Annotated in this window: 25 protein-coding genes and 1 pseudogene; 15 read left to right on the forward strand and 11 right to left on the reverse strand. The window is 40.3% G+C overall.

Annotated features, from left to right (window positions below):
* Positions 1 to 89 precede the first annotated feature (89 nt).
* The gene (locus tag CXF95_RS06925; RefSeq protein ID WP_101198018.1) at positions 90 to 1,484 is read right to left on the reverse strand and encodes an aminotransferase class V-fold PLP-dependent enzyme; all 1,395 of its coding nucleotides are present in this window, start codon (positions 1,482 to 1,484) and stop codon (positions 90 to 92) included.
* A 319-nt stretch (positions 1,485 to 1,803) separates the two neighbouring features.
* On the opposite strand from CXF95_RS06925, the gene CXF95_RS06930 reads away from it, so the two are divergent.
* Positions 1,804 to 2,073 (forward strand): hypothetical protein, encoded by a 270-nt coding sequence (locus CXF95_RS06930; RefSeq protein ID WP_369809304.1) that lies wholly within the window; start codon positions 1,804 to 1,806, stop codon positions 2,071 to 2,073.
* Positions 2,042 to 2,254: pseudogene (locus CXF95_RS06935) on the forward strand (M13-type metalloendopeptidase); the annotation flags it as partial. The gene CXF95_RS06930 and the pseudogene CXF95_RS06935, both read left to right, overlap by 32 nt.
* A gap of 48 nt (positions 2,255 to 2,302) precedes the next feature.
* Here the strand turns inward: CXF95_RS06935 and CXF95_RS06940 are convergent.
* Positions 2,303 to 3,424, reverse strand: coding sequence for a zinc-binding dehydrogenase (locus CXF95_RS06940; RefSeq protein ID WP_101198019.1), 1,122 nt, complete (start codon positions 3,422 to 3,424; stop codon positions 2,303 to 2,305).
* A gap of 254 nt (positions 3,425 to 3,678) precedes the next feature.
* Here CXF95_RS06940 and CXF95_RS06945 point away from each other — a divergent pair, with 254 nt between their 5' ends.
* Together CXF95_RS06945 and CXF95_RS06950 are read left to right on the forward strand one after the other, a co-directional pair.
* Positions 3,679 to 4,470: an ABC transporter substrate-binding protein gene (locus CXF95_RS06945; RefSeq protein WP_232787698.1), complete on the forward strand. Its 792-nt coding sequence runs from the start codon at positions 3,679 to 3,681 to the stop codon at positions 4,468 to 4,470.
* Between the two features lie 94 nt (positions 4,471 to 4,564).
* Complete coding sequence (locus CXF95_RS06950; protein ID WP_101198020.1) at positions 4,565 to 5,347, forward strand: PhzF family phenazine biosynthesis protein; 783 nt, start codon at positions 4,565 to 4,567, stop codon at positions 5,345 to 5,347.
* Between the two features lie 314 nt (positions 5,348 to 5,661).
* Here CXF95_RS06950 and asnS read toward each other — a convergent pair whose 3' ends face one another.
* Complete coding sequence (gene asnS / locus CXF95_RS06955) at positions 5,662 to 7,059, reverse strand: asparagine--tRNA ligase (RefSeq protein ID WP_101198021.1); 1,398 nt, start codon at positions 7,057 to 7,059, stop codon at positions 5,662 to 5,664.
* 291 nt (positions 7,060 to 7,350) lie between these two features.
* On the opposite strand from asnS, the gene CXF95_RS06960 reads away from it, so the two are divergent.
* A complete protein-coding gene (locus tag CXF95_RS06960; protein WP_232787699.1) occupies positions 7,351 to 7,746 on the forward strand; it encodes a hypothetical protein in 396 nt (131 codons plus the stop codon).
* Here the strand turns inward: CXF95_RS06960 and CXF95_RS06965 are convergent.
* Positions 7,733 to 8,209 carry a GNAT family N-acetyltransferase gene (locus tag CXF95_RS06965; protein ID WP_101198023.1) on the reverse strand — a complete coding sequence of 159 codons (477 nt, stop codon included), beginning with the start codon at positions 8,207 to 8,209 and terminating at the stop codon, positions 7,733 to 7,735. The genes CXF95_RS06960 and CXF95_RS06965 overlap by 14 nt on opposite strands.
* Positions 8,210 to 8,240: 31 nt before the next feature.
* Between CXF95_RS06965 and CXF95_RS06970 the strand changes: the two genes are divergently transcribed.
* Positions 8,241 to 8,585 (forward strand): 5-carboxymethyl-2-hydroxymuconate Delta-isomerase, encoded by a 345-nt coding sequence (locus CXF95_RS06970; protein ID WP_101198024.1) that lies wholly within the window; start codon positions 8,241 to 8,243, stop codon positions 8,583 to 8,585.
* Between the two features lie 30 nt (positions 8,586 to 8,615).
* Here the strand turns inward: CXF95_RS06970 and CXF95_RS06975 are convergent, their stop codons facing one another.
* On the reverse strand, positions 8,616 to 10,130 hold the full coding sequence (locus CXF95_RS06975) for an AMP-binding protein (protein ID WP_101198025.1): 1,515 nt from the start codon (positions 10,128 to 10,130) through the stop codon (positions 8,616 to 8,618).
* Positions 10,131 to 10,417: 287 nt separating this feature from the next.
* Between CXF95_RS06975 and CXF95_RS06980 the strand changes: the two genes are divergently transcribed.
* The 6 genes from CXF95_RS06980 (at position 10,418) to CXF95_RS07005 (ending at position 17,572) form a co-directional block, all read left to right on the forward strand.
* Complete coding sequence (locus CXF95_RS06980) at positions 10,418 to 10,954, forward strand: DUF6817 domain-containing protein (RefSeq protein WP_232787700.1); 537 nt, start codon at positions 10,418 to 10,420, stop codon at positions 10,952 to 10,954.
* 377 nt (positions 10,955 to 11,331) lie between these two features.
* Complete coding sequence (locus tag CXF95_RS06985; protein ID WP_101198026.1) at positions 11,332 to 11,781, forward strand: Lrp/AsnC family transcriptional regulator; 450 nt, start codon at positions 11,332 to 11,334, stop codon at positions 11,779 to 11,781.
* A gap of 70 nt (positions 11,782 to 11,851) precedes the next feature.
* A complete protein-coding gene (locus tag CXF95_RS06990; protein WP_101198027.1) occupies positions 11,852 to 13,225 on the forward strand; it encodes a Na+/H+ antiporter NhaC family protein in 1,374 nt (457 codons plus the stop codon).
* A gap of 18 nt (positions 13,226 to 13,243) precedes the next feature.
* Entirely contained in the window at positions 13,244 to 14,962 is a 1,719-nt protein-coding gene (gene ggt, locus CXF95_RS06995) for a gamma-glutamyltransferase (protein ID WP_101198028.1), read from the forward strand.
* Between the two features lie 269 nt (positions 14,963 to 15,231).
* Complete coding sequence (locus tag CXF95_RS07000) at positions 15,232 to 17,028, forward strand: GGDEF domain-containing protein (RefSeq protein ID WP_101198029.1); 1,797 nt, start codon at positions 15,232 to 15,234, stop codon at positions 17,026 to 17,028.
* A 43-nt stretch (positions 17,029 to 17,071) separates the two neighbouring features.
* Entirely contained in the window at positions 17,072 to 17,572 is a 501-nt protein-coding gene (locus tag CXF95_RS07005) for a DUF2919 domain-containing protein (protein ID WP_101198030.1), read from the forward strand.
* 38 nt (positions 17,573 to 17,610) lie between these two features.
* Here CXF95_RS07005 and CXF95_RS07010 read toward each other — a convergent pair whose 3' ends face one another.
* Positions 17,611 to 18,024 carry a hypothetical protein gene (locus tag CXF95_RS07010; RefSeq protein WP_101198031.1) on the reverse strand — a complete coding sequence of 138 codons (414 nt, stop codon included), beginning with the start codon at positions 18,022 to 18,024 and terminating at the stop codon, positions 17,611 to 17,613.
* Positions 18,025 to 18,196: 172 nt separating this feature from the next.
* On the opposite strand from CXF95_RS07010, the gene CXF95_RS07015 reads away from it, so the two are divergent.
* A complete protein-coding gene (locus CXF95_RS07015; RefSeq protein ID WP_101198032.1) occupies positions 18,197 to 18,829 on the forward strand; it encodes a hypothetical protein in 633 nt (210 codons plus the stop codon).
* Here the strand turns inward: CXF95_RS07015 and tcdA are convergent.
* Positions 18,813 to 19,634: a tRNA cyclic N6-threonylcarbamoyladenosine(37) synthase TcdA gene (gene tcdA, locus CXF95_RS07020; RefSeq protein ID WP_101198033.1), complete on the reverse strand. Its 822-nt coding sequence runs from the start codon at positions 19,632 to 19,634 to the stop codon at positions 18,813 to 18,815. The genes CXF95_RS07015 and tcdA overlap by 17 nt on opposite strands.
* 240 nt (positions 19,635 to 19,874) lie before the next feature.
* On the opposite strand from tcdA, the gene CXF95_RS07025 reads away from it, so the two are divergent.
* Positions 19,875 to 21,296: a mannose-1-phosphate guanylyltransferase/mannose-6-phosphate isomerase gene (locus tag CXF95_RS07025; RefSeq protein WP_101198034.1), complete on the forward strand. Its 1,422-nt coding sequence runs from the start codon at positions 19,875 to 19,877 to the stop codon at positions 21,294 to 21,296.
* Between the two features lie 48 nt (positions 21,297 to 21,344).
* Complete coding sequence (locus CXF95_RS07030) at positions 21,345 to 22,790, forward strand: phosphomannomutase CpsG (protein ID WP_101198035.1); 1,446 nt, start codon at positions 21,345 to 21,347, stop codon at positions 22,788 to 22,790.
* Positions 22,791 to 22,873: 83 nt separating this feature from the next.
* Here CXF95_RS07030 and lipA read toward each other — a convergent pair whose 3' ends face one another.
* Genes lipA through CXF95_RS07050 form a run of 4 tightly spaced genes read right to left on the reverse strand, consistent with a single transcriptional unit; the run spans position 22,874 to position 25,992 of the window.
* Positions 22,874 to 23,836, reverse strand: coding sequence for a lipoyl synthase (gene lipA, locus CXF95_RS07035; protein WP_101198036.1), 963 nt, complete (start codon positions 23,834 to 23,836; stop codon positions 22,874 to 22,876).
* Positions 23,829 to 24,476 (reverse strand): lipoyl(octanoyl) transferase LipB, encoded by a 648-nt coding sequence (lipB, locus tag CXF95_RS07040; protein WP_101198037.1) that lies wholly within the window; start codon positions 24,474 to 24,476, stop codon positions 23,829 to 23,831. Before lipB ends, lipA begins: the two co-directional genes overlap by 8 nt.
* Before the next feature lie 45 nt (positions 24,477 to 24,521).
* Positions 24,522 to 24,785, reverse strand: coding sequence for a DUF493 family protein YbeD (gene ybeD / locus CXF95_RS07045; protein ID WP_101198038.1), 264 nt, complete (start codon positions 24,783 to 24,785; stop codon positions 24,522 to 24,524).
* 34 nt (positions 24,786 to 24,819) lie between these two features.
* Positions 24,820 to 25,992: a serine hydrolase gene (locus tag CXF95_RS07050; protein ID WP_198556520.1), complete on the reverse strand. Its 1,173-nt coding sequence runs from the start codon at positions 25,990 to 25,992 to the stop codon at positions 24,820 to 24,822.
* Between the last annotated feature and the right edge of the window lie 95 nt (positions 25,993 to 26,087).

Raw genomic sequence — 26,087 nt, forward strand, 5'->3', positions numbered from 1 at the left:
GGTATTGCTAATGTAATAAATTTTACTGGGTTATTAAACATTAATTTATCACAATATTCAGTAACATATTTATGAATACACTCAGATAGTTATGTTTGTAAAGCTTGCTTTCGAGCTTCTACGAATACCTTCACTGAACGCAGAATATCTTGTTTGGTTGTCGCCCAAGAACACAGACTAATACGTATGACACTTTGTTCATGCCAAACTGATCCACCACACCAACATTCACCTGATTGCTGCACTAAAGATAAGGTTTTTTGAGTCAGTTGTTCGGTTTCACAATTTAGGATCACTTGATTAAAGACAACTTCATTTAATATTGTGAACCCATTATCCGCTAATAAATCTGCGAAAAACTGTGCGTGACTATGAAGTTGTTCAACCAACTCCGCTATACCAGCACGTCCTAAGTATTTCATGGCCGCCCAAAGTTCGATGGCTCTGGCGCGTTTTGACATTTCAGGGGTATACAACAAACCATCCCGCTGTTCACTGAGTTGAATATAACTGCCTTGTTGATGCAGGGCGCTCGTTAAGGCTTCGGCATCTTTGCATAATACAATGCCACAATCATAAGGAGTGTTAAGTGTTTTGTGGGGATCCACTGACCATGAGTCTGCTAGCTCCATGCCTTTAGTTTGTTCATCAAATACATTGGATGCTTTAGCCCATAATCCAAATGCGCCATCTATATGCACCCAAGCTTGAGCTGTATTTGCCAGCTGACACAATGTAGTAAAGTCATCGAACGCACCTGAATTTACGTTACCGGCCTGCAATACCACAATACAACTCTGATCTAATTGAGGCAGATTTTCGACAATTAATCGACCTTGTTTATCACAGTCAACCCACTCAATAGAGGTGTGTCCAAAACCTAATAAACTGATGGCTTTAGCCACTGTGCCATGGGTTTGTTTACCTAGTATTAAGCGTATTTTTGGAGCACCAAATAATCCTTGTTGATTAACATCCCACCCTAACTTTTGCAGTTGACGATATCTAGCTGCAGCGAGCCCTGATAAGGTCGCAATTGATGTACCGCTGACAAACCCTGCCACAGTATGTTCAGGTAGACCAAATAGTTGATTAAGCCAAGTTTGACAAATACTCTCCAACTTAGATGCGATAGGTGACATGACATATAATGCTGCATTTTGATCCCATACGTCTGACAACCATTTAGTGGCCAAAGTAACGGGTAGGGCATTACCGTTCACAAACCCAAAATAACGGCCTCCAGTTTGAGCAACTGTATTAACTGAGCCTACAGTGTTAAGTTGCTCTAATAATAAAGCTGGGTCGCTGCTTGCCTCGGGTAAGGACTCATCAAAGAGAGTGAGTTTCTCAAGATTTGAAGCATTGGGGAATACCCGTTGGTTTGACTGACTATCAATATATTCAAACGCAGCTTGCTGAGCTTGTTTTAATAGATCTTTACTGTTTTGTTGAGCAAACAATTCGTCTTGCAGTGTAGTCATTTTGGCTCCTCTGATTTTATGCGTATTATAGGTTTACTGCTGTGCTGTGATAGACACAGATCGTTTTGTTTGAGGTATGCCTTTTAAAAAGGTCATGAGACCAGCATGGACAAATTCCTTTACATGGATAGAGTGACGATAGGGCTCGTTTATCTTTTCAATGAGCCAAATATAGGTTATCAACGTTCTAGATAAAATGATTTTAATTTATAAATTAACGACAGTTGGAACATTAATGAAAAAAACTATAATCAGTGCCGCTATTGCTTCAGTATTTTTACTGGGCGCATGCAGCAAACAGGTAGAACAACAAACCAATATGGCTGAAAAAACAGCCAGTGCAGAGACTGTTAAAGGTTCTGCAGAATTAGGTAGCTTTGGTGTTGAGCTTGATGCCAGAGATGAGTCCGTTAAGCCGGGTGACGACTTTTTTAAATATGCAGGGGGTACTTGGTATAAAAACTTTGAAATACCAAGCGATAAAACCCGTTTTGGTGCATTTGATAAGCTAGCAGAACGCAGCAAAACACAAATTAAAGAATTGGTAGAAGAAATGTTTCTTCTTAGCTTGGGCACAGGTATGGCGTGAAAAACGCACTGAACAACGCACTGAACAAAGTATGTTGTCGCAATTAAAAGGGGGGACTCATGCTCCGGGTCGTTACCGCGCATTGGCACCACGTAATCATGATGCTTGGTATGAAGCCTTTAACGTTCAACCTGAAGATGCGCTTTACTTAGCGCCAGAAGACCGTGTACGTATTTGGTAAGTAAGTTATCTACACAAAAAAAGGGCGCTGTATGCGCCCTTTATTGTTTTAAGCTTTTGACGGGTTAATTAAGTATTTTTCACCGGTCTTTTTAGCGTTGTATTTGAGTACAGTTTTAGGTTGCATGGCCTCTTCTAGGCTAAGTTCTTCGGTAAAAGAAGAAGCAAAAGTAGTATTAATTTCATTTGCCACTTTTTTGTGTAATTCACCCACTTGAGCGGGAGCCAATTTGCCCAAGAAACGCATTAACAACCATCCGCCTATTCCCCATGTCATACCATAAGCACGGTTAAGCACTGTTGGGGAAAAGTCTAAACCACCATAGATATACACTTGTTTGTTTGCTTCTGAGCCGTAGGTATTAAACCCCACTGCGTCTTTACTGCCCACTGCTTCCATTGCAGTCAAAATGTCGCTGACTAGATCGCCGCCACCAATAGCATCAAAGGCAAGGGTGGCACCTGTTTCTTCAATTGCTTTATATAAATCAGCTTTAAAGCTGGGGCTAGAAGAATCGCAGATATGTTTAGCGCCAATCTCTTTTAAGATATCGGTCTGTTGTTGGTTTCGCACAACATTGACTAAAGGTACGTCTTCAGCAAGGCAGATTTTATTCAGCATTTGACCCAATGCCGACGCTGCAGCGGTATGCACCAAACCAGAATGTCCTTCCATGCGCATCGTCTCGACCATACCCAATGCGGTGAGTGGATTCACAAAAGATGATGCGGCATCTTTAGCTGTGGTGCCTTCATTATGCACAATACATGCTTGCATAGGCACACAACAATACTCGCTATATACTGCACCTGATAATACACCTACTGTTTTACCCATTAATGCTTTTGCAGCAGGGTGATCGCCAGCCGCAACTACCACTCCGGCACCTTCATTACCTATAGGTAACACTTGATCTAAACGTGACTTAATGCGCGGTAACATACCTTTGTGCACAGGTGCAGTCATGACTTTATTGTCTGCGTCATAAGTTGCTTCAGCTAAATTAGCTGGACCAAACATCGGCCACATATCTGATGGATTGATAGGAGCTGCTTCGATGCGAACTATGACTTCATGAGATTTAGGTGTAGGTACATCCCGTTCAATTAGGGACATTTTAAGTTGTGCATCTGAAGTTATTTCGGTAAAGAGTTGTTTTGATTTTTTCACTGTTGTTAATTCTCCTATTAAGGTAAAAATACCCAACAACCCCGCACATTTTTTCGAAGATGGCGCAGTTGTTGACGTGGTGTATTCAGGTTTATTTTTTATAGATGCCTTATGACTTATTTTTGATAAATATAGTATGGGTTCAAGACTAACGTATACCAAGATGTTGCAACATTTTATTAGTGAACATATCTGGATAATTGAAATGTATGCTAAGTGTAGGTTAGGTTAGGTTAGAACTTAGATAATGGCATTTGACTATTGGCTTAAGCCTTAGCGTAAGTAATAATAGCTTAAAAATTTTTGTAGGTTTAGCGATGCGATTATACCTTGTGTTTTTCATTATAGTATTAGGCTTTTTCTCCCCTCGTTGTTTTGGACAGGAGGTCATCCGTACTTCTGTATCCGAAGAATTTGTTAATGGTCTGCACGCCAAATACCTTAAAAATATTGCAAAACATATGAATATGGAAATTGAACTTACACCCATGCCCTTTGCGAGAAGGCTAAGAGAGTTACGTAAAGGCAATTTAGACCTGTTGGTTGGGTTGCAGCATGAGGATGACATACAAGATGAAGTGGTTTACATCAAACCAAGTTATGAAACATTAAGACATACGTTTTTTGTCAGCAAAAATAATATAGATAACTTACAGAGTTTTACTGATTTAAAAAAGTTGAATATTGGTGTGACTCGCCACGCAAAATATTTTAAACAGTTTAACCAAGAGCCTAGCTTGATAATGGTTCCTGTATCGACTCTTAGGCAAAAGATAGAGTTGTTAAAGAAAGGGAGAATTAATACGTTTATTCATTATCAAGAAAGTGCTTTGCCACTGATTACTGATATGGGGCTGCAAAATGAGATTGTTTTAGCGGATTATCAACCTACAGAAGTGAATAAATATTATGTGACTATAAGTCAAAATTCACCGCTTATTGATAAGAAACACCTGTTTGAGACTGCCGTTAGAGCTGCTATCGCGGATCAGGAGTTTGCTACTATTCGTCGTGAACACTATCTTTCTCTTCGAGGTTCAGAGTGATTTCCCATATCCCTCACACAGAGCCCAAAAAATAATAAGTTTGTCACAGCAACTTACTCGATAACAAGGTTAATTAGGACTTTACCGGAGCCAGATGAAGATAAAACTATACCAAGTGGATGCTTTTGCAAATAAAGTGTTTGAAGGTAATCCCGCTGCGGTTTGTCCATTAGAAAACTGGTTGGATGATCACCTTTTGAAAAAAATTGCAGAGGAAAATAATTTATCAGAGACCGCATTTTTTGTTCAGACAAACAAAAATATTCAACTTCGATGGTTTACACCTTTAGAGGAAGTGGATTTATGTGGTCATGCGACTTTGGCCGCTGCTTATGTATTGTATCAACATTGCCATTATTCAGCGCCGAGGGCTATTTTTGATACCAAAAGTGGCCAATTGGTCGTGACTAAAATTGATACCGGTTTCAGTATGGACTTCCCCGCTTCTATGCCCCAAGCCGTTGATTCGCCTGCTGCGCTATTATTAGGACTAGGCAAAATCAAAGCCCAAACAATATTGGCGGGATTTGATTATGTGGTGGTGTTAGATAGTGTAAAAGAGGTCATGGATCTTAGTCCTGATTTTTCTCAGTGGTTAAACCTTGATTTAAGGGGAGTGGTTGTCACGGCACAAGGCACAGATGTTGATTTTGTCAGTCGCTGTTTTTTCCCTAAATTAAGCGTCAATGAAGATCCCGTCACTGGTTCAGCACATTGTGAATTAGCTCCTTATTGGGGGCGTCGCCTCGGTTTAACTGTTCTATGTGGACGACAATTATCCAAAAGAAGTGGGGTGGTGCACTGCAGATTAGTCGAAGACAGAGTTATTTTGACTGGCAATGGTGTGGAGTACATGACGGGTGAAATAAACATATAGGACTTCTCAACCTTGGGTTTGATTCTTGTTCTTTTTTTGGCAATAAGCTACATTAAACGGCCTATCTAACCTGTTTGAAATTTATTCGATTAAGTAACAATGCTTGAAACACTCTCGTCGATCTCTTCCAAAGTCCGTTGGTTAAGACCTATAGTTGTAATGATAGGTTTAGCTTGCCTCGCTATATTCTGCTCTTCTTTATTTAATATTGGATACTACATTGAAGAGGTGTACCTGATCCCAGTTTGGCTGGATACATAAAAAAGCCACTTTAAAAGTGGCTTAATCAAAACATAACAATTACCTTCGTTTTATTAGTAACTAGCGTTACCCGGTGTTCTTGGGAAGGCTATTACGTCACGCACATTCTGCATGCCTGTTACATAAGCAACTAAACGTTCAAAACCTAAGCCAAAGCCAGAGTGGGGCACAGTGCCGTATTTACGTAAGTCTCTGTACCAGCTGTAGTCTTCTGGGTTAAGGTTCATTTCAGCTAAACGACGGTCGAACACGTCAAGACGTTCTTCACGTTGTGAGCCACCTATGATTTCACCAATGCCCGGTGCTAATACGTCCATGGCTGCTACCGTTTTGCCATCGTCATTAATGCGCATATAGAACGCTTTAATGTCTTTCGGGTAGTTTTGCATGATAATAGGTGCGCCAATATGTTCTTCTGCTAAGTAACGTTCGTGCTCTGAGGACAAATCGACTCCCCAACTCACAGGGAACTCAAACTTTTTACCGCAGTTTTGTAAAATCTCAATGGCTTGCGTGTAGTCCATACGCACAAAATCTTGGTCTATGACTTTTTCTAAACGAGATATGGCTTCTTTATTGATACGCTCGGCAAAAAACGCCATATCGTCTGGTCGTTCTGCAAGTACTGCTTTGAATACATATTTTAGTAAGTCTTCAGATAGCTGAGCTATGTCGGCTAAATCAGCAAAGGCTACTTCAGGTTCGATCATCCAAAACTCGGCCAAGTGGCGACTCGTGTTGGAGTTTTCGGCTCTAAAAGTAGGACCAAAGGTATAAATTTTTGACATGGCAGTGGCGTAAGTTTCGCCGTTTAACTGACCTGATACAGTCAAAAAGGTTTCTTTCCCAAAAAAGTCTTGGCTGTAATCAACTTCGCCTTCCTCAGTTTTAGGAATATTCTGCATATCTAAAGTCGATACTCTGAACATCTCGCCAGCGCCTTCGGTATCGCTTGCTGTCAAGATTGGGGTACTTACCCAGCAATAACCTTGTTCATAGAAAAAACGATGAATGGCTTGAGATAAACAGTTTCGCACACGGGTAACCGCGCCGCCAACATTGGTTCGGGCTCGTAAATGAGCATGTTCACGTAAGTATTCAAGACTATGGCGTTTAGGTGCCATAGGATAAGTGTCTGGATTTTCTACCCAACCAATTATTTCAACTGTTGCTGCTTCAATTTCTAAGGATTGACCTTGACCCAGTGATGCCTTCAAAGAGCCGGTCACTACCAGTGAACAACTCGTAGTAAGTTTTTGGATATCAGAGTAGTTTTCAATGGCGCTAAGTGCAATTACCTGAATAGGGTCAAAACAGCTACCATCGTGAAGCGCAATAAAAGACAAACCTGCTTTTGAATCACGGCGAGTACGAACCCACCCTTTAACTGTAACTTGGTCACCAACTGAATATTTACCGGCAAAAATGTCTGCCACCGGGGCGTGCGCCATTTACTTCTCTCCAATTATTGGGATATCGATCCCGCCATTATTTATTATATAAACTGTTTTCCAAAGCATAAGCAAAAGTACAATTTGTAAAATCAAACCCTCTGAATTTTACTGGAAGCCACGAAGGAGACAAAAAATACTATTGAAAATTTGAATACAGCCGAAAACAAGCACAAATTGACTGCAATTCTACATGCAGTTTACTTGGCTAATCACGCAAGGTGTGTAATCTTACTCAGGTAGCGCCTAGACTCAAGAAAAATCGACAATAAAGCTAGTATAATTAAGTATATGAAAAACATAGAATACACATCAAAATCGGTTCCAAACAGAAGAAAGTCACCAAGAGAAACTGATAGGTTTTTTCAATCCATGGTATTTATCAATGTTTTGGGTTGGTTTGTGTTTATCGGGGCACTGTTGGTGTTTCATGATGCCCGCCCTGAATTTGTTTCTGGGGTGCAATCATTTTGGGGCCTAGAAGGGCGTCAAGGATGGTCTAAAACACTGACTTTGTATTTAGCCGGATTGTTGGCACTGTGTTTAATTATCAGTGTGACGGTATTGATTATGAAGCGCCGGCGCAATCGCCGTGACAAAGATCATTTTGGTATTAACGGTTATGTATTGATGTTGACCGCAGTGGCGAGTTTAATCATTTTATATTTCGAATTCACTGCATCTTAAATATACAGGTTTTAAGCATTTTAAAATTGGTTAATACTTGCCCACGTATTGGCACTGCTTGCTGATTGATTACTTTAAAGCCATTAAACTCGAAAAATGACTTTGCAGTTATACTGACGTCAGCTGAAAGTTGAGTGATATTTTGTTTTTTAGCTAATGTATGAATATGTGCCATTAATGCTGTGCCTATACCTTGTCCTTGATAGATGTAATGGCAGAAAAAATGGTCGATATAACCACTTGGTTGTAAATCACTATAACCCACTATTTTTTCCTCTTTAACGCAAACAAAAGAGTTGAGTCTAGCTAGCTTGTTACTCCACAAGGTTGTGTCGAATACTGCAGGTGCCCAAGCGTCTAATTGTTTATGGGAGTAATGCTGAGCATTAACATGATGCACGGTTTGATTGAAAAGTTGCCATATTTCATGTTCTTCACCAAGATGATAAGCTCTTATTTTCATTGATAATTTCACCTAAAGTCAGGACTATATAATGCCTCATTGTATTATTGAATATTCTAAAAACCTAGAAAACAGCATGCCTATAAATGAGTTAGTGCGTGTGGTGCACAGTAGCGTATTTGCATCGGGATTATTCGAAGAATCTTCGATTAAGGCGCGGGCTATTGAATTTATTCATTTTCAAACAGGTTTATCCGACACACCTTTTATTCACATCACATTGAAAATATTGCAAGGTAGAGATCATCAACAGAAAAAAGACCTGACAAAATTAGTCTTGGATACACTCAGTGAGGTTATACCAGCACCTCTTTCACTATCTGTTGAAGTCATGGATATTGAGAAAGTGAGCTACAAAAAAATAGTGATTAAGTGATGCTATTTGAAAAACACTGTTTATCCTAGATTAAAGCGTTCGCAACTTCTGCTTAAAAATTTTGCCACTGTCTTCCCTTGGGAGCTTTTCATGTATATCGAGTTTTCTAGGAAATTTGAAACGAGCCAGTTTGCCATCTAAATATTCATGCATTTGCGCAAGGGTGATTTTTCTTGTTGGTTGACACTGAACTGCAGCCACAACCATTTCGCCAAACTCAGGATCTGGTGCACCAAAAATAGCACAGTCGACTATGTCATCCATTTGTATTAATACAGACTCTATTTCGAGGGGAAATATATTCGCGCCACCTGAAATAATCATGTCTTTTTGACGATCATTAATAAACAGATAACCCTCATCATCTAAAAATCCAATGTCACCTACCGAAGTATAGTTTTGATAAGAATAGGCACTGCTTTCGCCGTCAAAGTTGGTGTAGTCAAATGTTCCAAACATAGGTAAGTCGACATAAATCAATCCTGATTGTTTTGGCGCTAATTCTTGTTTGTTTTCATCTAGTATCTTGATGGCACCACCTGGGACTATCTTACCCACAGACCCTGGTTTCTCTAATGCCTCAGAGGATGATATTAAAGTCATAAACCCAATTTCGCTGGCGCCATATGATTCATAGAATATTGGACCAAACCATTCAATCATGGCACTTTTAATGTCAGCAGGACAAGCTGAACCAGTGGATAGTGCATATTTCAGGGAGCTTACGTTATATTTTTCACGAATAGTTTGCGGTAGCTTTAACAACCTAATCATCATGGTAGGTACTATATAAATATGGGTGATTTTGTATTTATCTATGGCGTCCAAAAAGTGTTCAGGATCAAATTTAGTAGAAAGATAAATATCTATGTCTGATGCTGCTAGGCTGCAGACGCTTAATGTATTGGGAGCGCTATGGTATATAGGTGCGGCGACATAAAATCGGTCGTTTGCAGTTAATTGCATTAAGGAGCGCGCAAGCCCTTGGTAAACTGCATATTTATCGCCGTTGCTGTCATCTACTTTGCGCTTAATGCCTTTAGGTCTGCCGGTACTACCAGAGGTGTAAGCGAACATACCTCTAAAGGGTCGGGGCTCAGAATCAATTTGTTTTGCTGTTTGTAATGCCAATTCAAGATCCAAGGCCATATCAGATGTATGGCTGCGTGTAGTCACATCAATCTGATAACTTTCTGCCACTTCTGTTGCTGTGGGGAAAATGGCCACTAATACTTCTGGCAAATTTTGATCATTAAGTGGGTGAACTAGATCTTTATGTGCAATAAGAATTTTTGCACCAGAGTCTTGCACTATATGTTCAATCTCAGTGGCGACAGAATGCCAGTTCAGAGGCACAAAGTAACTGCCTAAGTACCGACAAGCTTGAATAACTTCTAAGTATTTAACATCGTTACGCATTAATACAGCAACTGTATCCCCTTGCCCAATGCCTTGCTTTTGTAAGATGCTCGCTAACTTTTTAGATCTGGATTCAAAGTCAGATCTAAGTGTTAGGTTACCGTCTAAATACAAGTTTCCGAGCATTTCTTACTCCAAATTGTGGGTTGCTGTTGACTATACTTTTACCCACACTGAGATAGGTATTGATAGTCTTATTGGTTTTTAAAAACTTACATGCATACTCAATTTCAATTTTTGATTATTATTTATTATGAATAACCAAGAAAATAAGCCTAACATATTCAATTTGGCAAATGCCAATTCAGATTAAAAACTGGCTGATGTGACTTGAGAGTCGATGTTGCACTCGTGAGTTATATGAGTAAATATATTCTTTGTTTAAGTTAGATGTCGTGAAAAAAGGATTAGATATGGATGAAAAATTTCGGAAGTTGATCGAACTAGGTGCTGGGGAGTTTGAACACGTAGATGGTTTACTCATTGCCCACCTTGAATCAACAAGATGTCTTTTGAAGGCTTGGAACGCATCAGAAGTATTGCAAGACGCTGGGTTGTATCATGCCGCTTATGGCTCCTCTGCTTTTGCACAAAACATATTTGAGTTATCACAAAGAGCAGAAGTGGCAGTGGTTATTGGTAGTGATGCAGAAAATATCGTTTACTACTATTGCGCTTGTGACAGAGAGGCTTTTTTTGCTCAGTTTGGGCTGGTCGATAAACCTGTGTTTTATGACCGCATAACCACTAAACAATCAGTAATATCCTTTGAGTTGCTGCAACAATTATGTGAACTTACTGCCGCCAATGAAACTGAAATTGCTATAAACAATCCTAATTTCGTCCTTCAACATGGCGCTGAGCTTGTGGACTTGTTTAGCCGCATGCAAAGGTTTTTAAGTGCCAGCGCGCAGCGAAAAATTCACCATGTTTTTGCATCTCATTTTTAGAGTCGTTTCATTATTGCTACACACCAAACAGTCAACATGAATATGCTGGGACGAATAGCATAAAAGTACCAGCCCAGTAATGTATTACCCATTTGTTTAAATCCAAAAATAATTTAGTACTAAAATAGCGCTCTGCGTTATCCGCAAAAGCGTCACAATATTTTTGGAATCGAGAGGCCTACATTGCTGATGGTGGGTAAAACAGAGATATTTTGAGCTAATGCATTAGCGTGTGCATTCATGAGGTAATCCTCATTTTAATGGGTATGCTGAATATTTTGACATGAGAAACTCGGAATAAAGTTGCATATTATTCTCCCGATTTTAGTAAAGTAGAAAATAATTCCACAAAATCCTAATAAGTGATAATAAAATCCATGGATAAATTGGATAGTGAAATACTTAGATTATTGCAGAAAGATGCCACTCAATCGGTGGCACATATTGCAGAACAAATAGGTTTGAGCACTACACCTTGTTGGCGACGTATTCAGTCTTTGGAAAAACAAGGCATCATTGATAAACGTGTCGTTTTGCTTAATCCAGAAAAAGTTGGCTTAGGTATGACAGTTTTTGTGCAAGTTAAAGCTGCGAAGCATGACTCGCTCTGGCTAAAAAAATTTGCAGAGCACGCTGCAAACATCGAACAAATTGTGGAATTTTATCGAATGAGTGGTGAATATGACTATATGCTCAAAGTAGTAGTCGCAGACATGAAAGCCTTTGATGTATTTTATAAAAAATTAGTTGCTGGCGTGGATTTGTCTGATGTGACATCAAGTTTTGCCATGGAGCAAATTAAGTACACTACGGCTTTACCTGTATAGTGTTTTGCGTTTAGGCTAATAGCTTATTTAAAACCTAATAAAAAACGTGTCATCAAAATAAGGTTTCTGTATGCATTGGTATTCTATTTTACCCCCCATAATTGCCATTATTATTGTGTTTTGGCGCAAAGAAGTCATTTTAGCTTTGGTTGCGGCAATATTGTCTGCTGAGTGGCTATTGGCTTATCAAAATCAAACTGAAGTATTATTTACCGGCACAATTGGCTCTATTGAGCGAGTGATTGAAATTGTGGTTTCAGCGGGTAATAGTCGCATTTTGTTATTCAGCCTTTTGATTGGGGCCATGTTAGCTTATATGCGTTATTCAGGTGGAGTGACAGCCACAGTTGAACTGTTGATCAATAAAGGGGTGGCTAAAAGTAAAAAGCAGGTTGGCTTACTCACTATGTTTACCGGTATTGTTGTGTTCATTGAATCTAATCTCAGCGTACTGGCCTCTGGTATTTTAGCCCGAGGATTATTCGATAAATTTAATATGAGCCGCGCAAGGTTGGCGTATGTTATCGATAGTACCAGCGCACCTATTTGTATTCTTATTCTGCTCAATGGGTGGGGAGCATTTATTCTGGCTTTGTTGAGTAACTATGAATTTGAGCAAAGTGCCGTCTCAATTTTATGGGGAACTATTCCTCTTAATTTTTACGCGATTATTGCCTTGGCTTTAGTGTTATATACGATATTAGGTGACAAAGTTCATGGGCCAATGAAAGAAGCGGAACAAGAGTTAACCAAGCTGGAGGGGGAGCAAGTGGCTGTTCACGCTACTAAAGCGCGTTTTATGTTACTGCCTTTGGCCAGTATGATTCTTGCCATGATTGGTTTTATGTTATGGACCGGAAACGGTGACTTGGCTAGCGGCAATGGCAGCAAATCTGTGCTTTACGCAACCGTGTTTGCGTGTTTTGTGGCCTATATTCTATTGCTAAGTTCAAAACAATTTTCTCATAAAGAATTGGTCGATACGGGCTTTAAAGGTATGGGTGAAATATTACCATTGGTGACGATAGTCTTGTTTTCATTAACACTAGGGGCAAGTTTAAAAGAGCTAGGTACTGGGGTTTTTGTGGCCGGTATGGTGGGAGATTATTTGCCTGTTAGTTTGATAGTGCCGGTGCTGTTTTTAGCAGGGGGCATGATGTCTTTTAGTACCGGGACTTCTTGGGGCACTTTCGCGATACTTATTCCAATCGGGGTTCCACTGATCCAAACACTGGGTTTGCCACCATCACTGGTGATAGCCGCTATTTTAGGAGGGGGGGTATTTGGTGATCATTGTTCACCTATCTCTGACACCACAGCAGTGTCTTCTATCGCATCGGGTTGTGACTTATTAACCCATGTACGTACCCAAATGCCTTATGCGCTGTTCGGCGGCGCCTTGGCTTTGGTTGGATATTTTATCGCTAGTCTAATAATGATTTAAACATTGAGGAAAAAAATGATGCCTATCGGGTCAACATCAAATAAATTTATGGGCCACGTTTTTCTTTCGCTGATGAGTATATGTCTGTTTGCATGCTCAGAGCAGGTTGACGAAGCACAAGTAACATCTCTTACACCCACACCCATATTGCAACAGGCCGCTATAGCAATGCCTGATAGCTACAGCGCAGAGGTAGCCAAAGATATTTTACAACAAGGCGGTAACGCGATCGATGCCGCTATTGCTGCGCAATTTGTCTTAGCCGTGACCTTGCCTGAAGCCGGTAATATTGGCGGGGGTGGTTTTATGCTGGTGTATAAAGATAAACAAAGTGACTTTATCGACTATCGCGAACAAGCGCCTTTATCCGCCCATAGGGATATGTATTTGGACAAAAACGGTGACGTTATCCCTAATCAGTCAGTGATAGGTATTTTGTCATCTGGGGTACCGGGCACTGTAGCAGGTATGTGGTTAGCCCATGAAAAATATGGCAGTTTACCTTGGAAAGAATTAGTCCAACCAGCTGTTAATCTAGCCGGGCAGGGATTTAAGGTTCACCCTAAACTTGCACAATCTATTGAAAGACATATAGCTAGATTAGAAAAACGTGGTTTTGAATTGAACTTCAAAGATTATTTCGCCACTGCAAAAGCAAATGAAATTTTTCAACAATTAGAATTGGCAGACACCCTAAAGCGTATTCGTGATCAAGGACGAGACGGTTTTTATAAAGGTCAAACGGCAAAAATTATCAGTGATTTTATGCGTCAGAATAAAGGCTTAGTGACTGAACAAGACTTATTAACTTATGAAGCTAAGTCACGCCAGCCTTTAAGTGCTAAATGGCGGGAATATCAATTACTCACGTCACCGCCGCCCAGTTCTGGAGGTATCGCTATTATACAATGGCTAAAAATGTATGACCTATTAACACGAGATCAAGAAAAGCTTACCCACAACTCTACCCCATACCTGCATTTATTAGCAGAAATAGGTAAACGAGTATTTGCTGATCGTGCAGAATACCTTGGTGATCCTGACTTTGTTGACGTACCAGTTGCAAGCCTAATTGACGATAAATATATCGCGATGCGCAGTCAAAGTGTATTGAGAGATAAAATTTCAGTGACGAAATTGGTCAAACCTGGGCTAAAAGAAAGTGAAGAAACTACACATTTTTCTATTATGGATAAATGGGGTAATGCAGTCTCGAACACCACCACAATTAATCTAGGCTATGGCAGTAGTGTGGTAGTGGAGGGGGCAGGATTTTTATTAAATGATGAAATGGATGACTTTAGTTCTAAACCCGGGGTTGCCAACGTATTTGGCGCAGTGGGCGGTCAAGCCAACGAAATTCAACCGAAAAAACGTATGTTATCTTCTATGACACCAAGCATGGTCTTAAAAGACGGAGAGGTAACCTTTGTAACCGGTTCGCCTGGGGGCACCACTATTATAAGCTCGGTGTATCTGTCTATTCTCAATGCCTTGGAGTTTTCCATGAGTGCAGAAGACGTGGTTAACACTCCTAGGTTCCATCATCAACTCTTGCCAAAAGATGTTATTCGTTACCATGACGGCATTGATCCTGCGGTGATTTCTGAATTAGAAGAAATGGGCTACACCATGAGTAACCGCGGCTTTGGTGATATGCAGGTTATCTTAAATAAAGACGGTAAAGTTGAAGCCGCTTCAGAGGCAAATGGTCGTGGAAAATCCATTGTATTCTAGCCCCTTAACGGCACTATTATTTTTGTTTTGTGGATATTGCTGAGAACGTTAAATTTGGTTAGATTAATCAATAATTGGCATAGGTTTACATTATTATGAAGATAAAGCGTTAGAAAGTGTCCCTGTGTTTAGTGGAACATCAACAAGTTATTTATTGCCCAGATAATATTTCTGAATTTTGGGGGGGTTGGATTAATTATACTGTTTTTGTTCATTTTTACAGGAATTGAACTGGAAAAAAACTGCGGTAACACTTATGGTTACCGAATATGAAGCAAATACAACTTTTTCCTCTACTCCCTATTCTAAGAGCCGCATTTTTTGGCTTTTTTTTTGTTAGCTATTCACAATGTGTTTTAGCTGACAAAGTAGATGACTTTATTCAAAGTATTCAAGTGGCTACCTATGATTGTCCTGATGATCAATTTATGCCCCAAGTCGATCAATACTTAAATGCGCGCAGTGTTTTACCCGAACAGCTTATCGAGTTAAAAGTGCACAAAGCCCATTGGTTGATCTGTGTTGGCAAGAATGATGAAGCTCAAATTATACTTGAAAATCTACTCGCAGATCCTGTGATGGACAAAAGCTCACAGAGCTATGCCAATGTGAATTACCAATTAGGCTTTATTTTTGATATACAGGAAAAACCAGAAAAATGTGACTTTTATCGCAAGTCTGAACAACTGGCAAAAGATAAATTTAGTGATGTTTATTTAAGTTCGCAACTAGGCCTCATCACTGTTTGCGGGCAAAATGGTGATAATGTTGGCGTAAAACTAGGTCGTTTATTTGCATTACTGAAATTATATTCGTTGCAAGACGATCAGAAAGCACTGGCTCACATTCATAATAATGTCGGGATATTATACAGTTCTATTGGTCAACGGTCACTTGCGGCAGAACAGTATGAAAAATCTTACCAGATTGGTTTAAAAGTTTATGAAGAGAAGAATCAACTTAATACGTTAATCAGTCTTATTACCGCTCATTCTGGCAGTGGTGATTATGAGAAAGCAAAATTGATGATTGACGAGTTAGGTAAGCGCAACTTAAAAGTGAATACACCCTTGAGTAATAGCTTGTTTCACTTTGCCGAAAGTCGCCAAGCATATCGGACAAACGATTATGAGTCTTTTCGCAACAGTATGCGCAGTTGGGATGTATTCCTAAAACAAACTTCTAGCCAGACTATGGAGATGTTATATGAATGGTATGCTGCTGCGCTGTGTTTGAATGATGAAGACAGAGTATGTGTTAATGAATTTTTACAAAAACAAAATGATACGCGTTCAGCTATGCCTGCTAGTTTGTCTAAACATCTTTATTACATTGCTTTTTTAGTAAAAGCTAACTTGTTTTTGGGAAATGTTGAAGCGGCACAACTTAGTTTTGACAATTACTTCTCCATCTCTTTAGATAAGCTAAAAAAACAACAGGCATCAGCCCGTATTCTGGGTGTTGCCAACCTACACAATGAGATTATTGGCTTAGAATCGAGTTTAGCCGAATCTGAAGAGCAGCGTTTGCAGATCATTTTATTGGTATTAATCAGCATTTTAGGTTTGATAGCTTTGGGGTACCTATTTTGGGGTAGAGCTTATTTTCGTAAGTTAGCCACTGATCCACTCACAGGGCTGTCTAACGAACATTCTGTATTAGCTAAAATTAAAAAGGTAAAAGCCCCCATAGGTGACAAGGTTAACGCCCTGGCATTATTTGATGTAAGTAACTTTACCTCCGTTAATGCGGAGTATGGTTACAAGGCGGGCGAATTGGCCCTCAAACAAGTTGCTGATTGTTTAAAGCAGGTTACTAGAGAAAAAGATATCGTTGGACGTGTTGCTGCAGATCAATTTATTGTTTGTTTAGTGAATATTGAAGATATGGTCGCCAAAGAGTTATTCTCAAGAGTTCAAAAAGCCCTAGCCGATGTAAGGTTTAAAGTTGACAGTAGAAAAAAGGTTGATGTTCACTCTCACATGCACGTATATAGATCAGTTAACAGTCTTTCTGATGTCGATGATGTTTTAGCTGAAATTCGCAGTGTTTTGCGTAAGGCATGATAATTTTTATTGTCACCTTCCATGAGTGTGTAACTCCTTGGTAATGAAACTGTTACTTCCCCTTAAATATTACGATGATGCTGGCAGAGTCAAGCCTGCTGTAGCTCTATACGTGTGTATCGCGTTTTTATCCAGAAGTCTGATGATATTAATTGGTTCGGTTTCAGTGCGAGAAAATAGTGAGCAGTTGTTAGCACTATTTTATCCTGAAAAACAATATCTCTATATCAGTCTCGCCATTGCTTTTCCGGCTTTTCTGGCGTTACTTCTTTTGGGGTTTAGAGAAAAAATTTGGGATGCAGATAAGTGTTGGATGTTTTCTTGTATCAAACCATTATTACTTTTTTCTGTATTAGCTGATTTAGGCTTACATATTCTGTTGGCTAACATAGGACATTGGCAATTCTCATGGTTAATTGCCTTTACATTGCTACTGGATTCCCTGACTTTCTACTTTTTGGTGAAAGATAAACACACACAAATGATGTTAAAGGATTGGAAAAAATCTATTCAGATATCGCCAGTAGCAAAACCATTGGCTTAAAATTCGAAGGTTTAGGCTTTAGTGCTTGTTTTTAGTACTTATTGCAGATTGTTGGCCAGTGCTTGGTCGTAATAACTTCTGACACTGATTTGGCTATCATTCACTAAACGTTGGTAACAAATACCAGCAAATGCGTAAGTGTTGCCTGCATAGTTTAATACCACATAAGGTGCGCTAGGATCGGATTCATCATAAGCCCAGTTGCCCCCCACTTTATTGCGAAAAATTTCTCCTATGTAAGCACCGTATATATTACAAATTGTGAATACCGCGGTTTCTTCTAATGCTTGATCTTTATATCGTCCTAACCAGCTTAAAATGACATCATCCACCAGATCAATACTTTGCTCAGAGCCATCCAAGGTCAGATTGAACTCTTCTTCAGTGGTGGTTATTGCGTTCTGGGAGCTGTCTATCATTAAATCTGTCAGTTCTGCCGATGTCATTTGCATATTCTGTGTCTCTGGGTTTTTAATATGACTATTGTGTTGCTTATTAGGTGATTTGTCGAATAGAAATAATTTCGTTGCAGTAAACCTCGTTTTCTTAGTTGATCTGTGGGCTGATGTTTTCGTAAAAAGTAGTTAAATAAACATAGTCACATAAAAATAGGTGTGTGTATTTTTGAAGTATTCATTTTTTTTACCCTTATCAGCACTCATTGCGCTGTGTCTGTTATCTGTTTTAGTAACCTACCAAGTGATCCCTTCAGGTTTAGATCTATTGAAGAGCTTGCAATCCAGTTTTAATGACTACTTTTATTTACTTATTTTATTTATTATTTTGTTGGAATCTATTGTCTATGTTGGGTTCTACTTCCCGGGACAGTTTTTTGCTGTGGTGTTGGTTGTTTTGTCTAAACCCCAGCCCCAAGACATACTTTTTTTAACTTTAGCTATGGTTGTCGCGGCAACATTAGGTTCATGCATTAATTATTTGTTAGGTAGAAACTTTGGTGATGCAAACAAACATCAACCACAGGTATCAGTCAAAAGTTTGTTAGTGGCTATGATACACATCAATTCTTTGGCATTTTATATGTTTAGCCAAGGTACAAATCACAAATCACCCAAGGTCGTACTTTGGGCTGGACTACTTAACTTGCCTTATTATTTGTTTCTTATTTGGGGTACGTCAGTATTAAGTGAGCAAGTTATGCAGATGGCTGAAAACACCTGGTTTTTAGTTATAGCGGTCAGCATTTGGTTGGGTATAGCTTTGTTTGTAGATTATAAAAAGTTTAGAGCGACTCATTAGGATCTTTAACTTTATTATTATATTGACTGATTAATTTTGCTATCACCCTTGCCGAGGCGACAAAACCAAAGGTAGCGGTCACCGCCACTGCTGCCCCCAAACCATTATTACAGTCTAACTTAACACTGCCATTTGTTAGGGTTTTCTTCGAACAAACACTACCGTCAGCTTGTGGGTAACGAAGTTGTTCGGTGGAGTAAACACAATCAATTCCAAAACGTCGTTTGGGGTTAGTACTGAAGTTATAAAATCTGCGTAGTTCTGAACGTAATTTTGCCGCCAATGGGTCTTGGATAGTTTTACTGAGATCCGTCACTTCAACTTGGGTGGGATCAATCTGTCCGCCAGCACCACCAATGGTAATGATGGGAATTTTATTACGCTTACAATGGGCTGCCATGGCCGCCTTTGCTTTTATACTATCTGTAGCGTCCACAACATAGTCATAGCTGTTATTGAGTAATTCTGAAACGTTATCTGGCGTCACAAAATCTTCGATTTGTGTCACTCTACAAGCTGGATTTATTTGCATAATCCGCTGAGCCATTGCGTCAACCTTGGCATCACCCACAGTATCCTGAAGAGCATGAATTTGTCTGTTGGTGTTAGTAATACAGATGTCATCCAAGTCAATCAGAGTAATTTGCCCAAGTGCCGTTCTGGCTAGCCCTTCTGCTACCCAAGAACCTACGCCTCCTATGCCAACTACACACACATGAGATTGCCGTAAAATATCGGTTCCGGATACGCCATACAGGCGTTGGGTGCCACCAAAACGTTGATCTGTTACTTGTTGCTGTTCCATATACTCACATTAAGAAGAGGTTTTTATTCTGATTGTTATTATATCAGTGGCGAGGTGTATAACTCCAATGGAGTCTGTTAACTTTTCAAGGTCACTTTATTTTATTGAATCATAAATAAAGTGACCTTGTTTGGTGTTCTTGATTGAATAACCCGTCAAGCTTTAATACAATTCATTTAAATGAATTCGCAGCAATTTTATTGCCTTGGTAAATTTAGAGTAATCAAAAAGGAATGTGTAATGAAACCTGTTGTTTTAGCTGGTGGAAGTGGTAGTCGTTTGTGGCCTAAATCAAGGGCGGCTTTACCTAAGCAGTTTTTAAGTCTGACCAGTGATTTGACTATGTTGCAAGACACTATCGCCAGATTAGCGGGCACAGATGCTGAGCAACCCATAGTCATTTGTAATGATGCTCATCGATTTTTAGTGGCAGAGCAACTTCGTCACCAGGGTATTCAACACGGAGGTATTTTGCTCGAGCCTATGGGCCGAAATACCGCGCCGGCTATTGCTTTGGCTGCTTTGCATGCCTCGTTACATGGCGAAGATCCAATTTTACTTATTTTAGCTGCCGACCATCTAATCAATGATGCGCCGGCATTTCATAAAGCCATCACTCAGGCAGAAGATCTAGCTAAACAAGGCAAATTAGTGACTTTTGGTATTGTGCCTGACTCGGCGCATACAGGTTATGGTTATATTAAACGTGGTGACAAGGTTAAGGGTACAGATGTCGGCTTTGATGTGGCTAACTTTGTTGAAAAGCCAAATCTAGTAACAGCACAACAATATGTCGACTCAGAGGAGTTTTACTGGAACAGCGGCATGTTTATGTTTAAAGCCAGTCGTTACCTGCAAGAGCTTGAAAAATACGCGCCCGAGATGCTGGCAATATGTAAAAAAGCCATTGCTTCTGAATCCACTGATTTAGAATTTGTACGAGTAGATGCCGATGTCTTTGTCACTTGCCCTGATGATTCCATCGATTATGCGGTCATGGAAAAAACCGATTCTGCTTGTGTCGTACCCCTAGATGCGGGTTGGAGTGATGTGGGCAGTTGGTCATCATTATGGGAAACAGCCAAGCAAAAAGATGCACAAAATAACGTGGTCATTGGCGATGCTATTCTTGATAGCGTGACCAACAGTTATATTAATTCCGAACAACGGCTCATTGCTGTCGTGGGTCTAGATGATGTTGTGGTGGTTGAAACTAAAGATGCCGTGTTAGTGGCTCACAAAGATAAAGTGCAAGATATCAAAAATGTGGTGAATCAACTCAAAGCAGAACATCGCCCTGAGTGGGAATTCCATCGCGAAGTGTTTAGACCTTGGGGTAGTTATGACTCTATTGATAACGGTGAACGTTTCCAAGTTAAACGTATCACGGTAAAACCTGGCGAAAAACTATCTGTACAAATGCATCATCACAGAGCTGAGCATTGGATTGTGGTCTCAGGTACGGCAAAAGTCACCAATGGTGAGCAGACTTTGTTGTTATCAGAGAATCAATCGACGTACATTCCAATAGGTGTGATACATGCGCTAGAAAATCCCGGAAAAATCCCTTTGGAGTTGATAGAGGTGCAATCAGGTACCTATTTAGGCGAAGACGATATTGTGCGCTTTTCCGACCGTTATGGCCGTGTTGAAGCCAAATAGACGCAGTTGATATTGAACCCTGAATTAGAGGTTTTGCAAAGAGAATTTATGAAGATTACATGTTTTAAAGCGTATGACATTCGCGGTAAATTAATCGAACAACTAGATGAACACGTAGCCTATCGTATTGGTAAAGCTTTCGCAGAGTTTATGCAGGCCAAAACTGTGGTAGTGGGTGGGGACGTTCGATTGACCTCAGAGCCCCTTAAATTGGCGTTAGCAGCAGGTTTGATTGATGGCGGAGCAACAGTCACCGATTTAGGTATGACAGGCACCGAAGAAATTTATTTTGCCACTAAGCACCTAAAGGTTGATGGTGGTATTGAAGTCACAGCCAGCCATAATCCTATTGATTATAATGGCATGAAATTAGTTAAAACGGACTCTAAACCCGTCAGTGGCGACACTGGCTTGTTTGCGATTCGTGATTTGGCCGAAACTTACTCAGAAGATGACGTTCAAGCTAGACTTGAGTTTTATTCGAATGGTTTAGTCAGTGAACAAAGGTTTATTCAAGGTGAAGCTTCAGTTGTGGCCAATAAACTAAAGGCCACCGGTCAATATAGCGTATTGGACAATATGCAGCCTTATGTGGCCCATATGTTGTCTTATATTGATACTGCTAACATTACACCCATAAAGTTAGTAGTGAATGCGGGTAATGGTGCCGCAGGTGATGCCTTAGACGCTATCCAAAGCGCGTTAGAAGCAGCCAATGTGCCCATTAAATTTATTAAAGTGCATCATCAACCCGATGGCACTTTCCCAAATGGTATCCCTAACCCTTTACTACCAGAGAGTAGGGCAGATACCGCCAATGCGGTTATTGAACATTCAGCGAATATGGGCATAGCCTGGGATGGCGATTTCGACCGCTGTTTCTTGTTTGACGAAAAAGGGGAGTTTGTCGAAGGTTATTATATTGTTGGCCTGTTAGCGAAAGCCTTTTTAGATAAAAAACCTGGCTCAAAAATCATTTATGACCCACGAGTGTATTGGAACACCGAAGATATTGTTTTAGAAGCGGGCGGTATACCCATAAAAAGTAAAACCGGCCATGCTTTTATCAAAGAACGGATGCGCGCAGACGATGCGATATATGGTGGTGAAATGAGTGCCCACCATTATTTCCGTGATTTTGCTTATTGTGATTCCGGTATGATCCCATGGTTATTGGTAGCAGAGCTATTATGTACCACCCAAAAACCGTTATCCCAGTTAGTCAAAGAGCGTATCGCTGCTTTCCCGTCTTCTGGTGAAATAAACAGTACGTTGGCCGATCCTGATGCGTCCATTAAAGCTGTGTTGGACAAATATGAAGCCAGTGCAACAGTGGTGGATTATACTGATGGCATCGGTCTGGAGTTTGAAAACTGGCGCTTTAACTTACGCAAATCTAATACCGAACCTGTGGTTAGGCTTAATGTGGAATCAAAGGCTGATATTGCATTGATGGAAGAAAAAACTGCGGAGTTGTTGGCTTTGTTAAAGTAATTTATCATTTTAATAAACCAAAAAGCCCAGCTAAATAGCTGGGCTTTTTTTTAGTTAGCTTCTTGGCTATATCAAACCGAAGATTATTTGACTTCTTCACCCGCAGCTTGTTTATCCGCGTGGTAACTCGAGCGCACCATAGGGCCACTAGCAACATGGCTAAAACCTAACTCTTTGGCTGTTTCGCCGAGTTCATCAAATTCGTCAGGGTGTACATAACGTTTTAATGGGAAGTGATGTTTACTGGGTTGTAAATATTGGCCCAAGGTCAGCATTTCCACATCGTGGGTGCGTAAATCTTGTAATACTTGGGCGATTTCGTGCTTGTCTTCGCCCATGCCCATCATCAGCCCCGATTTAGTGGGGATATCAGGATGCTGCTGTTTAAACTTTTTCAATAGGTCTAATGACCATTGGTAGTTGGCACCGGGACGGCACTCTCGGTATAAACGTGGAATAGTTTCAAGGTTGTGATTAAATACATCTGGAGGACTTATCTTGAGTATTTCAAGGGCTCTATCCATACGCCCTCTGAAATCGGGCACTAATACTTCTATCTTGGTAGATGGACTGTGTTCGCGAATTGCCGCTATACAATCCACGAAGTGCTGAGCTCCACCATCGCGTAAGTCGTCTCGGTCTACTGAGGTGATCACCACATACTTTAACTTCATCTCAGCAATGGTTTTGGCTAACTTGATAGGCTCTTCTGCGCTAGGAGGCAACGGCTTACCGTGTGCCACATCACAAAATGGGCAGCGGCGAGTGCAGATATCACCCAAAATCATAAAAGTGGCGGTGCCGTGATTAAAACACTCAGCTAAATTAGGGCAACTGGCTTCTTCACATACAGAATGTAAATTATTTTTACGTAAGGTCTTTTTGATATGGTCAATTTTGTCGGTGTTACGTGGCAGCTTTATTTTGATCCACGCGGGTTTACGCAGCATCTCTGCCTTTTCAGTGGGCATGATGGTGATAGGGATATGTTTAACTTTTTCGTCATCCCGAAGTTTAACTCCGGCTTGCGGGCGTGCGTTAGTCATTAAAGCCTTCTCTATATTCTGTGTTTTTTATACCTAATAAGGCAGATAAATGATCCGTTAATTTCACACCTGCTGCAGCGAGCGTTCTCGGACCATTAAGTTGTGCGCAATCTATCATTTCCAGCCCGGCATAACCACATGGATTTATGCGTTGAAACGGGCTTAAGTCCATATTGACGTTCAAGGCCAAACCATGAAAAGAGCAACCTTTGCGGATCCTTAGGCCAATAGAACATACTTTTTTAGCATCAACATATACACCTGGCGCGTCGGCTTTTGGATAGGCATCAATGGCATATTCTTGTAGTGTATCGACCACACATTGTTCCAATGCCGTCACTAAAGTTCTGACACCGAGTTTGTTTTGTTTAAGATTAAGTAACACATACATCATTTGTTGACCGGGTCCATGGTAAGTGACTTGGCCACCTCTATCGACCTTGACAACGGGAATATCGCCGGGCATGAGTATATGTTCTTCTTTACCCGCTTGGCCTTGGGTGAAAACAGCTTGATGTTCTACCAGCCATATTTCGTCCGCTGTTTCAGGGTCCCTGTTATTGGTGAAATCTTGCATGGCTTGCCAAATTGGCAAGTAGGCTTGGAGACCTAACTGTCTGATGATTAATTTAGTGGGCATTATTTACACAAGCACTCTTTACCAAACCGCTCTTTACAAAGCTATCTACAAAACCACTTTCACGAGCTCTAATTTAGCGAGTTCAACATAAAGGGTTTCCATATGTGCTTTGCTGGTCACTGTTATGCTGAGTGAAATGGAGTGATAAGTCCCTTTAGAACTGGGTTTTACCTTTGGGTCATAATCACCTGGCGCATGCACCTGCAAGCAAGATATTACATCTTGGGGCAAACGCTCATGGGCGATGCCCATGATTTTAAAAGTTTGCTGGCAAGGGAAGTCCAGCAGTTGATCAAAATTAGTGTCCATCTTTTTCTCGAATATGTAATAAAAATATAGGGTATTAACTATCAAAGCCAAGGCGTAATTTGACAAAATCAACCATGCGGTCGATAAACCCACCTTCTTTGACTTCTTGTAAAGCAACTAAGGGATATTCAGCAATATCTTCGCCTTCAATTTGAAGATATAACTTGCCTACTACTTCGCCTTTAGCAATGGGCGCTTGTAATTTTTTGTCTAACTTAAAGTTAGCTTTCAACTTTTTACTTTGACCACGAGGAATATTGATGGGGGTGTCTTGCAATATACCCAGATCGACTGTTTCTTTATCACCCATAAAAATGCGATGGGATACGAAGCTGTCACCTGCTTTATAAGGAGTGATAGTTTCAAAGAAGCGGAAACCGTATTTGAGTAATTTTTTGTTTTCTACTTTACGCGCCCGCTCGCTGTCTGTGCCCATCACCACTGAAATCAAACGCATATCTTCTTGGTAAGCCGAAGTGATCAAGCTATAACCCGCATCTGAAGTGTGGCCGGTTTTTATGCCATCAACATTCAAACTTTTATCCCATAATAAGCCATTGCGGTTGTATTGTTTAATATCGTTGAAGGTAAATTCTTTTTCAGCATAGATAGCATATTCATCTGGTACGTCGCGTATCAGCGCCGCAGATAAAATCGCCATATCTCTGGGTGTGGTGAAGTGCTGGGCATCATGTAAACCATGACTGTTTACAAAATAAGTTGAGGTCATGCCTAGTTTTTCTGCATGCATATTCATCATGCTGGCAAAGGCCTCTTCACTTCCGGCGATATGTTCTGCCATAGCGACACAAGCATCATTACCAGATTGCACGATAATGCCACGATTCAGATCTGCTACGGATATTTGTTTACCTACTTCGATAAACATTTTCGACGATTCTGGAAAGTTTTTAGCCCAAGCTTTTTCAGAAATAGTCACCAAATCTGTGTCTTTGATATTACCGTTTAGGATCTCTATGCCAATCACATAGCTGGTCATCATTTTAGTTAAGCTAGCAGGGGGGAGCTGAATATCAGCGTTTTGCTCTGCGATAACGTTACCCGTTTGGAAATCTATTAATATAAAACCTTTAGCTGCAACACTAGGTGCAGGAGGAATAACCACAGCAGCAGAGGCTGAAAAAATGAATAAACACAGCACTAGGCTGTTTACAAGAGAGCTGAAATACGTTTTTGGTTTAAGCATTAAACTACCGTTTTTGATAATGTTGTAAGAATAGAAGTATTAGGCTCGCCTTATTAGACATAAAATAATGACCTCAATTTATGCTGCGCAATATA

The sequence above is a fragment of the Paraglaciecola sp. MB-3u-78 genome, from assembly GCF_002835935.1.
Lineage (GTDB): Bacteria > Pseudomonadota > Gammaproteobacteria > Enterobacterales > Alteromonadaceae > Paraglaciecola.

Coding starts and splice junctions, on each gene's coding strand:
- CXF95_RS06965 (WP_101198023.1), bottom strand. CDS start 8,209: ATGAAAATAAGAGCTTATCATCTTGGTGAAGAACATGAAATATGGCAA.
- CXF95_RS07050 (WP_198556520.1), bottom strand. CDS start 25,992: ATGCTTAAACCAAAAACGTATTTCAGCTCTCTTGTAAACAGCCTAGTG.
- ggt (WP_101198028.1), top strand. CDS start 13,244: ATGCCTATCGGGTCAACATCAAATAAATTTATGGGCCACGTTTTTCTT.
- tcdA (WP_101198033.1), bottom strand. CDS start 19,634: ATGGAACAGCAACAAGTAACAGATCAACGTTTTGGTGGCACCCAACGC.
- CXF95_RS06985 (WP_101198026.1), top strand. CDS start 11,332: ATGGATAAATTGGATAGTGAAATACTTAGATTATTGCAGAAAGATGCC.
- CXF95_RS06975 (WP_101198025.1), bottom strand. CDS start 10,130: ATGCTCGGAAACTTGTATTTAGACGGTAACCTAACACTTAGATCTGAC.
- CXF95_RS06990 (WP_101198027.1), top strand. CDS start 11,852: ATGCATTGGTATTCTATTTTACCCCCCATAATTGCCATTATTATTGTG.
- CXF95_RS06980 (WP_232787700.1), top strand. CDS start 10,418: ATGGATGAAAAATTTCGGAAGTTGATCGAACTAGGTGCTGGGGAGTTT.
- CXF95_RS06925 (WP_101198018.1), bottom strand. CDS start 1,484: ATGACTACACTGCAAGACGAATTGTTTGCTCAACAAAACAGTAAAGAT.
- CXF95_RS07025 (WP_101198034.1), top strand. CDS start 19,875: ATGAAACCTGTTGTTTTAGCTGGTGGAAGTGGTAGTCGTTTGTGGCCT.
- CXF95_RS07010 (WP_101198031.1), bottom strand. CDS start 18,024: ATGCAAATGACATCGGCAGAACTGACAGATTTAATGATAGACAGCTCC.
- CXF95_RS06930 (WP_369809304.1), top strand. CDS start 1,804: ATGGCTGAAAAAACAGCCAGTGCAGAGACTGTTAAAGGTTCTGCAGAA.
- CXF95_RS07000 (WP_101198029.1), top strand. CDS start 15,232: ATGAAGCAAATACAACTTTTTCCTCTACTCCCTATTCTAAGAGCCGCA.
- lipA (WP_101198036.1), bottom strand. CDS start 23,836: ATGACTAACGCACGCCCGCAAGCCGGAGTTAAACTTCGGGATGACGAA.
- lipB (WP_101198037.1), bottom strand. CDS start 24,476: ATGCCCACTAAATTAATCATCAGACAGTTAGGTCTCCAAGCCTACTTG.
- asnS (WP_101198021.1), bottom strand. CDS start 7,059: ATGGCGCACGCCCCGGTGGCAGACATTTTTGCCGGTAAATATTCAGTT.
- ybeD (WP_101198038.1), bottom strand. CDS start 24,785: ATGGACACTAATTTTGATCAACTGCTGGACTTCCCTTGCCAGCAAACT.
- CXF95_RS06950 (WP_101198020.1), top strand. CDS start 4,565: ATGAAGATAAAACTATACCAAGTGGATGCTTTTGCAAATAAAGTGTTT.
- CXF95_RS07005 (WP_101198030.1), top strand. CDS start 17,072: ATGAAACTGTTACTTCCCCTTAAATATTACGATGATGCTGGCAGAGTC.
- CXF95_RS06970 (WP_101198024.1), top strand. CDS start 8,241: ATGCCTCATTGTATTATTGAATATTCTAAAAACCTAGAAAACAGCATG.
- CXF95_RS06960 (WP_232787699.1), top strand. CDS start 7,351: ATGAAAAACATAGAATACACATCAAAATCGGTTCCAAACAGAAGAAAG.
- CXF95_RS07030 (WP_101198035.1), top strand. CDS start 21,345: ATGAAGATTACATGTTTTAAAGCGTATGACATTCGCGGTAAATTAATC.